Raw genomic sequence first — 11,130 nt, forward strand, 5'->3', positions numbered from 1 at the left:
ACTGATTAACACCCCGTTTTTCGAAACACCCAAAGATAAATTACAAGCCCGTGAAATTGAGAATTTAAAAATCAATTATGCGCTTCTAAACCGAAAGATGGATCAGTTAGACGATGTGTTAAGCGATCTGGAAGAGCGTGACAACAACCTTTACCGGGTCTATTTTAACAGCTCTCCGATTCCCGATGAACAACGTCGCGCCGGTTTTGGCGGAATCAACCGTTATAAAGCGTTGGAAGGCTATAACAATTCGGATCTGGTTATGAATACAACCCGCCGTGTGGATGTGATCACCAAACAATTGGTTATTCAATCGCGTTCGCTCGACGAAATATTAAAACTGGCCAAAGACAAAGAAAAACTTCTTTCGGCTATTCCGGCTATCCAACCGGTAAAAAATGAAGATTTAAAACATATGGCGTCCGGTTTCGGATACCGGAGTGATCCGTTTACCAAGGTGCGGAAGTTCCATGCCGGAATGGATTTTTCGGCCAAAACCGGAACTCCGATTTTTGCTACCGGCGACGGAGTGGTGCGCAGAGCCGATAATTCGCTTTCCGGATACGGGAATCATATCGAAATTACGCACGGTTATGGTTATGAAACCTTATATGCCCATTTGAGCAAATACAATGTTCGACCGGGTCAACGCGTTAAAAGAGGTGACATCATCGGATATGTGGGCAGTACCGGACGTTCGGAAGCGCCTCACCTGCATTATGAAGTTCATAAAAACGGAGCGGTGGTGAATCCGCTGAATTTCTATTACGGTTCGATTTCGGCCAAAGAATATGTTTTAATTTCACAATTAGCTAACCAAGAAAACCAATCCCTCGACTAATGCATTTAGACTTACCAGAAAAGAGATATTACAGTATTGGCGAACTCGCCAAGGCATTCAACGTAAATGCTTCCCTGATCCGCTTTTGGGATAAGGAATTCGATATTCTGAAACCGAAAAAAAATGCAAAGGGAAACCGGATGTTTACTCCGGAAGATGTAAAAAACCTGCAATTGATTTACCATCTGGTAAAAGAACGTGGATTCACACTCGAAGGTGCTAAAATTCATTTAAAAGAAGCTCAGAAAAAAACGCTGGATAAATTCGAAATCATTCGTAAATTAGAAGCTATCAAAATTCAATTATTGAATATTAAAAACGAATTATAACAATTCTTTAAGAAAACCTGCCTGTAACGGACCAGGTTAACATACGACTAATAGTACAAAAACAATCTAAAAAAAAGTAATTATGAAAAAATGGTTAGTTCCCGGAATTATTGCATTCCTTGTTATTGTAGTCTTTTTTTGGGCTAAAGGTATCAACAATACAGCAGTAGTAAAAGATCAGGCCTCACAGGAAGCATGGGGTAACGTACAAACCTCTTATCAACGACGAAATGACCTTATCGGCAATTTGGTTAACACGGTTAAAGGTGCGGCCGATTTCGAAAAAAGCACATTGGAAGCAGTAGTAAAAGCCCGTTCGGAAGCGACTAAAACAACTATTGATCCTTCGAATATCACACCGGAACAATTGGCAGAATTCAACAAAGCACAAAGTGGTGTTTCTTCGGCTTTATCACGTTTATTGGTTACTGTGGAACAATATCCGGATTTAAAAGCAAACCAAAACTTCTTAAAACTTCAGGACGAGCTGGCTAGTACTGAAAACCAGATTTTAACGGCCAGAACGCGTTTTAACGAATCGGTTAAAGACTATAACGGTCATATTAAATCGTTCCCGAACAATATTTTTGCCGGAATGTTCGGATTTAAAGAAAAATCATATTTCAATGCTGTAGAAGGTGCTGAAAAACCGGTTGAAGTAAAATTCTAAAAAACGATGTCGGCTACTGAAAATTTCCTGACTCCGGAAGAAGAACGTGCAATCGTCAATGCGATTCAGATTGCCGAACAAAATACTTCCGGGGAAATCAGAGTCCATCTGGAAGATCATAGCGAAAAACCTCCGGTCGAAAGAGCGCAGGAGGTTTTTTACTCCCTTGGTATGGACAAAACCAAAGCCCGAAACGGCGTTTTGTTTTACATAGGGGTTTCCGATCATACTTTTGCCATTATCGGCGATGAAGGCATTCATAAGGTCGTGGAAGACGATTTTTGGGACTGTACCAAAGACATCGTGATTGAACACTTCAAAAACAGACGTTATAAAGACGGTTTGGTGGATGGTATCATCAAAGCCGGCGAACGTCTAAAACAGTATTTTCCTTTTGAAAGTGACGATACCAACGAATTATCGAACGAAATATCCAAAGGATAAATGACACATTGTATTGCTAAATTTATTAAAAGCCTGTTGTTGCCGGTATTCTTTTTACTGCTGCAACCGGTTTCGGCACAGTTTACCATTCCAGAAAAACCAAAATTTCAAACGAGCGTTTACGATTATGCCAATATGTTGCGCCCGCAGGAAAAACAAAGCCTGGAAGAAAAACTGATTCGTTATTCCGATTCGACCTCAACGCAGATTGTAGTCGCTACTATCGAGTCGTTAAAAGGCGAGGATATCGGAATATTAACCCCGAAATGGGCACATCAATGGGGAATCGGACAGGCAAAAGAGGACAATGGTATTTTTATACTGCTGGCCAAAAACGAGCGTCGTATCTGGATTTCTCCGGGTTATGGTGTCGAAGATCGGCTAACGGCTGGTATTGTAGGCGAAATCACACGGGAAGTAATTATCCCGGAATTTAAAGCCGGTAGTTACTATAACGGTCTTGACAAAGGTACCGATGTGATAGTAGACGTACTAAAAGGGAAATACAAAGGCACCCGTAAAGGCGACAAATCCGACGACGGTGTAGCCGGAATCTTTATTTTTATCATCATTGTCATCATCCTGATTATCGTATTAGCACGAGGACGTAAGTCCGGTGGCGGTGGTAATGGTGGAATTGGCGGTGGCGGCGGACCGGATTTACTGGACATGATCATCCTGAGCAGCCTTGGCCGCGGTGGCGGTGGCGGTTTTGGAGGAGGAAGTTCCGGTGGCGGTTTTGGCGGCGGTGGATTCGGTGGCGGCTTTGGCGGCGGCGGATTTAGCGGTGGCGGAGCCGGAGGAAGTTGGTAACATACTAAGACAATTATAAGACAAAGCCGGACTCGTTCCGGCTTTTGTTTTAATAGGCTTCCCCTGAATAATAACGTTCAGCATTTCTATTTTCAGAATGGAAAGACATTTTTAGTCCAGTATTTTAGAATAAATATAAAAATCGATTGCCTTTTCGACCTTAATGTTGCCTTTTTCCATCAGTTTTTTCCCTTTTAACAAAATAGACGCCGAAGCACCTCGCCTAAAAGGCCGTCTGTGCATCAGTAATCCTGCAGATCCTTCTAACTTCACCGGAATCTGATAATTAAGATATTGTGTTTTTATTTCTTCTACTATAAGAATTTGTTTTTTCTTTCTTGCCGGTATTTTAGTTGTATATTCTTCTTTTATTTCTCTTTTTTCGTCTTTAGTCCCTCCTTTTTTCGTTGCCATACCTACAGAAACTTCTATAGAAGTTTCTCCTAACGACATCCCCACTTTTAGTCCTAATTTAAGTCCGATTGATCTTTCCACGTCCCATTTTGTAGATGTTCCCTGAGTAATAGTGTACGTTTTTTTAAACAAATCTTCCTCATCAGAATCATTATCAATGATGGTTCTGGTTGTTCTATATTCTGAATTTTCATCACCCACAGGGGTAATCTTTGGCATTCCTAACGTTATATAAACACAAAATTTCCCACCCAAATCTTTACAGGGTTCGAAAATTTTGCAAGGACCTCCATCAACAGCTATAGGCGTTTCAAGAATAGCACAGGTTTGATAATCATTAATCGCAACTCCATTCGGTTTTTCCCTATTGTATCTTTTAAGTTTAAAGACTTCCAATACTTGTTCTTCGGTATCATACCCCAATTGTTTGATGTGATCCGGTGTCATTTTCTCTCTAAGAACTACTCTACTCTTACTCTTACTCTCAGGTACATTCAGACGATGTTCTGCAATAATGGGAGTCGTATATACAAATTCTAATTTCATTCCTTCCAAAAGCCTGTCCAGTTCTTCTTGATTTACTGTCTCAGTAACTGATTCCTCTTCACTTAACCTGCCTGAAGCCGATTTTAACTGATCCTGCGGATATTCCTTGTAATTCTCCATCTCATTACTACAGGAAAGACACCATAGTGTTGTACTCAAAACAACAACTCCAATTTTAATTTTTTGTACTATTGTTTTCATATTAAACGTTTAAAAATTCCATATTTATATTTAGAAAAAAGCAGATAAAACACTGATAAAAGCACTTTATGCTTATTCTTAATTTACAGAATCCTCAGACAGAAAATCCAAATACATCTATACTTGAGTTCGTTTTGTATGGCTTTGACCCTTCAATAGTTTATAAACATTTAAAATCAATCCCGACATCATTATCATCAACAATTTGATCATTAAAACAACATATCGAATAGTATTCAAAATATTGTCTGCTGATTCTAATACCTAGAAGTAATATCTCTTTAATAAGTATGATTTTTTAAGGTCATTCCCCGTTACTATTCATTTTGTTTACAGAAAAACTGTTTTAATTCCTCCATGCTATGCAGGCTGTATTAGAAACAACCGTAACGCTGTGAGAAGTGCAGGACAGATAAGGTATGGGTGCTTATTTCTCAAATTCTCAAAATATAGATTCCAAGAGAAAACAAAAATCATCAAGAGATGTCGTCATACGACAAAAAACTATGATTGCCATCTTGCAAAAAATAAACGACAATTTATCTAAGACATTAGAAGAAGAAATGCAGTATAAAAATTATGTTTTTTTTATACTGGAAAAAGAGTATTCAAAAGAGAATGAGTTTTATTAAACCTGACAGGTCTTCGAGACCTGTCAGGTTTTAAATCATTAAGCCATAGTATCTCTTTTTTTTGTAAATTCACTCAAAATCAACAAAATCACAATGAATATGAAAAAACTAATTTTACTTATTGCTTTTACCACATTTGCCGTTACTGCAAATGCTCAAGAGAAAAACAAACAATACAGAAGCGCTGAATCTGGTAGATATGTAACAAAAAAACAGGCAGAAAAGAGCCCATCAACTACTTATAGTACAACCCGAAAAAGTAGTAATGCAAAAAGATCTAAATAACATAAACCTGACAGGTCTTCGAGACCTGTCAGGTTTTAAACGGTAGTCTAATCACATTCATCGCCCCAACATTCCCGACAGGGTTGGTCGACTTTAGGATAATGGTTTTGTTTTTCGGTGGTTACAAATATATTATCGGAGGTAAATCCGGTTGGAAACGTCGTAATCCAACGTCCCAGGTGTTTTTCCTTTTCGGCCGGAAGGAATTTAAAACTCTGTACGTCTTTTCCGTCTTTCCATTTTGTTACCGCTACTATCGTATCGCCCGACTGGTAGGTATTTAAAACCTGATATTCCTGATCTTCCTGCTGACCGTGAAGGAAGATTTCCGAATTTTCACCGGTATGTGTAATCGTTAGCAATAAATTCCCGGAATCACAGGTATTATAGACAACCAGACCTTTTGCTGTTTTTGTGAGCCGCACCCATTCCCGCGGCAACATCCTGAGATCGTAGTTCTTTCGTTCGGGCTCACATCCAAATAAGGCGGAGAGCACAATTCCGGCATAAAAATATTTCATCTTTCTTTTTCAATTTTTTAGCAAATATACTTCGGGACTGACCAAAAAAAGAAGCTGTTTTCACAGCTTCTCATTTTTTTTATCTTTTTAAAAGGCTCCCGGTCTTCCACGGCTGCCTTTTTTCTCTTTTCCGGCAAATTTTTCAATCTTATATGTCAGCGAAAACATCGCATAACGTTTTAATACCGTATTCTCCTCGTCCCGGATGCTGGTAGCTCCAATTGTTCGGATGGCACTTTGATTTTGATTCAGCAAATCGTACACTTTAACCTTAAACAGCATTCTGTCATCAAAGAAATTATAGCCCACACTGGTATTCCACAGGTAAAAATCCTTTTTAAAATCACCGGAAATAGCCGAGTTATAGGTATATCCAAAATCATTCCCAATTACCAATCCTTTAGGCCAATAGCTTGTGGTTTGCAAATTGAACTGATGTGTATAGTTGGACGCTGAGTTAATAGTGTAATTGGTATAATTGGTCACATTATACGAATACGTGTACGATGGTGTCACCGTTAGTAATTCGCCATAATCCCAGTTTAAATTAAGTCGTGTACGAAAACGGTAGTTCAATGCATCAAACAGTTCGCCGTTCGTATATCCCTTATCTTTTGTAAGGCTTAGATTCGGCACAATACCGATTCGGAATTTATGCATCGCAACGGTATAGCTTTTGTACACGTTTGCACCTCCCGTTACGTTAAATCCTCCGGATATATTCTGATAGGTCGTATAACGTTTCGCACTTTCATCATAAATAGTCGATGCTATAATCTGGCTGTCGTAATACTGCCCCATAACCGAAAAGCTATAACCGGATCGGGTAGCATAATTATAGTTTCGAAGATAAATCCCCGCTGAATGGCTTTTGGTTGGATCTAAATCCGGATTTCCAATATAACTCACCAAAGCATTTGACGGGTCATCTACCGGTAACATCTGAAGCGCCGACGGGAATGCAACCCGATAGGAATAATTCACCGAAAACGATTTGGCTTTCGACAATTTGTAGTTCATATATAGCGAAGCCGATGGCAGTATATAATCCCGCATTAATTTAGTATTCCGATACAGGTAATACGATTCGTTATCCAAACGGGTAATATTGGTTCCGAAATAACTACTCAGAAAGAATTTGTTTTTTTCAATACTGATTCCGGCTTTCGGATTTATCGTAACGGTTGTAGATCGGAGGAAATTAGAAAGCGTATCGTTTTGCATCGTGTAATCGCCTGTATCCGCATCAAAGTTATAGGCTGTTTTATTGTCCAATGTTTTATTCCAGCTATAATCAACTCCCAGTTTTAAACGTACGGAATCCATTACCGGTTCCAGATATTCCAGGCCGATTTCCACGCGGTCGTTAAAGTTCCGGTTATACCGAATCTGATCCCGGTTATCGGTTCGAAGCAAAGCACCGTTGTCGTCATAAAAACGGGTTTTTGACTGATTGAGGTTGCTTCCGATATCCTTGGAATTGGAATTATCCAGATCGATCCCTAGACTTCTCCCTTTTTTCCCAAACTGTTTATTAAAACTAATGGAATTTGAAAAACTCTGACTGTCGCTTTCGTTGTACAAGTTACTGTCACTATCATTCAAAACCCGGTTATTTTCATTCATCGTTGCCTCTTCCGACTGGCTTCTATATTTGGAATTACCTTTGGAGAATCGTGGCGAAACATATAGGGTTGTCGTCGAATCGATCTTATAATCAAAAATAAAGCTTCCATTATGCGTATATCGGTCGTCACGCGTGTTTCCGGCTGATTCGGTTATAATCGTCCGATCCGGAAGAAAGTTTTGATACCGACTTTTATTGGTATTTTTCGAAGTGGTACCGTTATAAAAATAATTACCACTCATATCAAATCCTTTAAAAAACTCATCGGCATAATTTAACCCGGCTATATCGGATTGGGTAATCCCTTTTCCACCGCCAAAATTCATTCCGTTGACTCCAAAACTGCCATCTCCGCCAACATTCACCGAAGCATTACGTCCTCCGCCCATATTGTCGAAAATTTCATTCATTGAAAATCCGGCCGAATTAATATTATTTGACGATCCCAAAATACTTATCTTCCGTTTGCCTTTAAAGTAACTAAGCATGGTACTGCTTTCGTAACGACTGTCGGTACCATAACCACCGGTAAATCGCCCAAAAAGTCCTTTATTTTTATCTTCGTCTATCGTCAGGTTAATCGAGGCATTGTTGGAACTGGCCTTTTGTCCGGACAATTCTTCTTTTTTTGTTTTGAAATCCGTTACCTGTATTTTATTAATGATGTCAGATGGCAAACTCTGTAAGGCAATTTTTCCATCTTTATCGAAAAACGGCTTACCGTTTACCAATATCTGGTTAACTTCTTTTCCATTTACCGTTACTTTACCGTTATCGACGGTAACACCCGGCAATTGTTTTAATAAGGTTTCGACATTGGAATCCGGACGCACTTTAAACGATGCGGCATTAAATTCCAAGGTATCTTGTTTAATCCGGATTGGCGGTGCTTCGGTTTTTACAATCACTTCGTCCAATACTTTAGACGATTCGACAATTGCAATGGTTCCAAAATCCCGGGATGCACTTATCCCATCCAATTCCTGTTTATAATCCTGATACCCGATCATCGATATCTTTAGAAAAACCGGTTGACTATTTTTTTTAACGCTGAATTCAAAATTCCCCGCTTTGTTGGTAATCGTGTAATCAATAAGTGTCGAATCTTTTACAACCGAAAGATAAACGGTAACCGATTCGGCTGGTAATCCTGAGTTTTTGTCTATTACCTTCCCTTTTAGCACCATATTATTTTGAGCAAAGGACAGGCAACTTATCAACAAAAACGCAAAAAGTAAGGTGATTTTTTGCATTAGTATAAAAAAAATTGCGGTTAATATGTAAACATAACAACCGCAAAAGAAATGATTTCACGTATAATAACGAAAATTCTTATAGAAACTTTAACAAACTATTTCTGTCTGAAATAAATATCAATTGGAACCCCTGAAAAGTTATAATTCTCGCGTAATTTGTTTTCGATAAAACGTTTGTACGGATCTTTAACATACTGTGGTAAATTGGCAAAAAACACAAATTGAGGCGTTGGTGTTGGCAACTGCATACAGTATTTAATTTTGATGTATTTCCCTTTTAAAGCCGGTGGTGGCGTATGCTCGATAATTGGCAACATCAATTCGTTGAATTTTGAAGTCGCAATACGTTGTTTACGATTTTCAAATACCTCAACAGCGGTTTCCAGAGCCTTTAAAAGTCGTTGTTTGGTCAATGCAGATACAAACAGGATCGGCACATCGGTAAAAGGTGCAATCTCCTGACGAATTCGGGCTTCATAATCACGTGTCGACATGGTATCTTTTTCTACCAAATCCCATTTATTTACCAGAATTACAACGCCTTTACGGTTCTTTTCGGCCAACCAGAAAATACTCTGATCCTGTCCTTCGAAACCACGGGTAGCATCGATCATCAGGATACAAACATCACTGTGTTCGATCGCACGAATGGAACGCATCACGGAATAGAACTCCAAATCTTCCTTTACCTTGGCTTTTCTACGGATTCCGGCCGTATCCACTAAGTTAAATTCAAATCCGAAACGGTTGTATTTGGTGTCGATTGCATCACGGGTTGTTCCGGCGATATCGGTTACCACAAAACGGTCTTCCCCGATCAGCGCATTAATAAACGATGATTTCCCTGCATTTGGTCGTCCTACTACAGCAAAACGCGGTAGCGGATTTTCTTCTTCCACAGCATCCGGAAGTTCCGGTAATAATTCTACCAAAGCGTCCAGTAATTCACCGGTACCACTTCCGTTCATTCCGGCAATGGTATAGTATTCCCCTAATCCAAGGTTATAAAACTCGAATGCGTCTTTTTCACGCATAGCATTGTCTACTTTGTTTACGGCAAGCAAAACGGGTTTGGTCACTTTACGCAACAGTTTTGCCACTTCATCGTCCATCGGAGTGATGCCTTCTTCCACATCGACCATAAAAATGATCGCATCGGCTTCATCGATGGCCAATTCTACCTGACGGCGGATTTCGCCTTCAAAAATATCGTCGGAACCTTTAATATATCCTCCGGTGTCGATCACCGAGAACTCTTTTCCATTCCATTCACTTTTTCCGTAGTTACGGTCGCGGGTTACACCACTTACCGAATCGACTATGGCATCACGACGCTGAATCAATCGGTTAAAAAAAGTGGATTTTCCAACATTGGGCCTTCCTACTATGGCTACGATATTATTCATCTTTCTTTATTTTTTGCAAAAGTACATTATTTTAATTGTAGCGGCCTTATCCTAACTACAACACTGTTCCTATTTTGGTATTTTATTTATTGTTGTATCCGAAACGACGTAACTGATAACTGCTGTTTCGCCAGTCTTTGTTAACTTTTACGAACATTTCGATATGGATTTTCTTTCCAAAGAATTTCTCAAGGTCTTGTCGGGCTTCGATTCCTACTTTTTTGATCGCAGCACCTTTATGACCGATGATGATTCCTTTTTGCGTATCGCGCTCTACCATGATTACGGCCCGGATTCGGATGATATCATCGTCTTCTTTAAATTCTTCCGTTTCGATTTCTACGGAATACGGAATTTCTTTTTCGTAATGCAACAGGATTTTTTCACGGATGGTTTCGTTTACAAAGAAACGTTCCGGTTTATCGGTTAACGCATCTTTCGGATAATAGGCCGGCGATTCCGGTAGTAATTCGATAATTCTGTCGAATACGGTACTTACGTTAAAATTTTCAAGAGCTGAAATTGGAAAAATCTCGGCATTCGGCACTTTTTCTTTCCAAAGGTTTACCTGCTCTTCCAGTTGTTCCTGGTTGGATTTGTCGATTTTGTTTAACAACAACAATACCGGGATTTTGGCGTGGATGATCTTATTAAAGAACGCTTCGTCTTTTAATTCCTTCTCTCCTATTTCGACCATATATACCAGTACGTCGGCATCTTCGAAAGCGGATTTTACAAAATCCATCATCGACGACTGTAATTCATACGCCGGTTTGATGATTCCCGGTGTATCGGAAAACAGGATTTGAAAATCGTCTCCGTTTACAATTCCCAGAATACGGTGACGGGTGGTTTGTGCTTTAGAAGTTATAATAGATAAGCGTTCGCCAACAAAGGCATTCATCAATGTCGATTTACCGACATTGGGATTCCCGATGATGTTAACAAAACCTGCTTTGTGTGCCATAGTAAAAATTTTAGCCTACAAAGGTAGGCATATCAGGCGAATAAGAGTCGAATTTTTATTTTTTTTAAAAAAAGTCTTGTCAATCCAAATATTCGTTGTAGTTTTGCACTCGAAACATCGCGGGATAGAGCAGTAGGCAGCTCGTCGGGCTCATAACCCGAAGGTCACAGGTTCGAGT

At 39.5% G+C, this 11,130-nt stretch carries 11 protein-coding genes; 6 read left to right on the plus strand and 5 right to left on the minus strand.

Annotated elements, in window-relative coordinates; translation table 11 throughout:
• From Q1R07_RS07240 to Q1R07_RS07260, 5 genes are all read left to right on the plus strand, one after another.
• The coding region (locus Q1R07_RS07240; protein ID WP_300487912.1) for a M23 family metallopeptidase at positions 1–841 on the plus strand (841 nt) is incomplete at its 5' end.
• Complete coding sequence (locus tag Q1R07_RS07245; protein ID WP_300487915.1) at positions 841–1,170, plus strand: MerR family transcriptional regulator; 330 nt, start codon at positions 841–843, stop codon at positions 1,168–1,170. The genes Q1R07_RS07240 and Q1R07_RS07245, both read left to right, overlap by 1 nt.
• An 82-nt stretch (positions 1,171–1,252) precedes the next feature.
• Positions 1,253–1,840, plus strand: a complete 588-nt coding sequence (locus tag Q1R07_RS07250; RefSeq protein WP_300487919.1) for a LemA family protein — start codon at positions 1,253–1,255, stop codon at positions 1,838–1,840.
• 6 nt (positions 1,841–1,846) lie between these two features.
• A complete protein-coding gene (locus Q1R07_RS07255; protein ID WP_300487922.1) occupies positions 1,847–2,284 on the plus strand; it encodes a TPM domain-containing protein in 438 nt (145 codons plus the stop codon).
• Positions 2,285–3,097 (plus strand): YgcG family protein, encoded by an 813-nt coding sequence (locus Q1R07_RS07260; RefSeq protein WP_300487925.1) that lies wholly within the window; start codon positions 2,285–2,287, stop codon positions 3,095–3,097.
• A gap of 111 nt (positions 3,098–3,208) precedes the next feature.
• On the opposite strand, the gene Q1R07_RS07265 is transcribed toward Q1R07_RS07260, so the two are convergent.
• The gene (locus Q1R07_RS07265) at positions 3,209–4,258 is read right to left on the minus strand and encodes a hypothetical protein (protein WP_300487928.1); all 1,050 of its coding nucleotides are present in this window, start codon (positions 4,256–4,258) and stop codon (positions 3,209–3,211) included.
• A gap of 731 nt (positions 4,259–4,989) precedes the next feature.
• Here Q1R07_RS07265 and Q1R07_RS07270 point away from each other — a divergent pair.
• Positions 4,990–5,175, plus strand: a complete 186-nt coding sequence (locus Q1R07_RS07270) for a hypothetical protein (protein ID WP_300487931.1) — start codon at positions 4,990–4,992, stop codon at positions 5,173–5,175.
• Between the two features lie 47 nt (positions 5,176–5,222).
• On the opposite strand, the gene Q1R07_RS07275 is transcribed toward Q1R07_RS07270, so the two are convergent.
• The 4 genes from Q1R07_RS07275 to era all read right to left on the minus strand — a co-directional run bounded on the left by Q1R07_RS07275 (position 5,223) and on the right by era (position 10,952).
• A complete protein-coding gene (locus Q1R07_RS07275; protein WP_300487934.1) occupies positions 5,223–5,696 on the minus strand; it encodes a hypothetical protein in 474 nt (157 codons plus the stop codon).
• Positions 5,697–5,783: 87 nt separating this feature from the next.
• Positions 5,784–8,510, minus strand: coding sequence for an outer membrane beta-barrel protein (locus Q1R07_RS07280; protein WP_300487937.1), 2,727 nt, complete (start codon positions 8,508–8,510; stop codon positions 5,784–5,786).
• 164 nt (positions 8,511–8,674) lie between these two features.
• Positions 8,675–9,985 carry a ribosome biogenesis GTPase Der gene (gene der / locus Q1R07_RS07285; RefSeq protein ID WP_300487940.1) on the minus strand — a complete coding sequence of 437 codons (1,311 nt, stop codon included), beginning with the start codon at positions 9,983–9,985 and terminating at the stop codon, positions 8,675–8,677.
• 82 nt (positions 9,986–10,067) lie between these two features.
• Positions 10,068–10,952 (minus strand): GTPase Era, encoded by an 885-nt coding sequence (gene era / locus Q1R07_RS07290; protein ID WP_300487943.1) that lies wholly within the window; start codon positions 10,950–10,952, stop codon positions 10,068–10,070.
• Between the last annotated feature and the right edge of the window lie 178 nt (positions 10,953–11,130).

It is taken from the genome of Flavobacterium sp. (assembly GCF_030146175.1).
Classification (GTDB): Bacteria; Bacteroidota; Bacteroidia; order Flavobacteriales; family Flavobacteriaceae; genus Flavobacterium.

Coding starts and splice junctions, on each gene's coding strand:
- der (WP_300487940.1), bottom strand. CDS start 9,985: ATGAATAATATCGTAGCCATAGTAGGAAGGCCCAATGTTGGAAAATCC.
- Q1R07_RS07245 (WP_300487915.1), top strand. CDS start 841: ATGCATTTAGACTTACCAGAAAAGAGATATTACAGTATTGGCGAACTC.
- Q1R07_RS07265 (WP_300487928.1), bottom strand. CDS start 4,258: ATGAAAACAATAGTACAAAAAATTAAAATTGGAGTTGTTGTTTTGAGT.
- Q1R07_RS07270 (WP_300487931.1), top strand. CDS start 4,990: ATGAAAAAACTAATTTTACTTATTGCTTTTACCACATTTGCCGTTACT.
- Q1R07_RS07260 (WP_300487925.1), top strand. CDS start 2,285: ATGACACATTGTATTGCTAAATTTATTAAAAGCCTGTTGTTGCCGGTA.
- Q1R07_RS07275 (WP_300487934.1), bottom strand. CDS start 5,696: ATGAAATATTTTTATGCCGGAATTGTGCTCTCCGCCTTATTTGGATGT.
- Q1R07_RS07255 (WP_300487922.1), top strand. CDS start 1,847: ATGTCGGCTACTGAAAATTTCCTGACTCCGGAAGAAGAACGTGCAATC.
- era (WP_300487943.1), bottom strand. CDS start 10,952: ATGGCACACAAAGCAGGTTTTGTTAACATCATCGGGAATCCCAATGTC.
- Q1R07_RS07280 (WP_300487937.1), bottom strand. CDS start 8,510: ATGGTGCTAAAAGGGAAGGTAATAGACAAAAACTCAGGATTACCAGCC.
- Q1R07_RS07250 (WP_300487919.1), top strand. CDS start 1,253: ATGAAAAAATGGTTAGTTCCCGGAATTATTGCATTCCTTGTTATTGTA.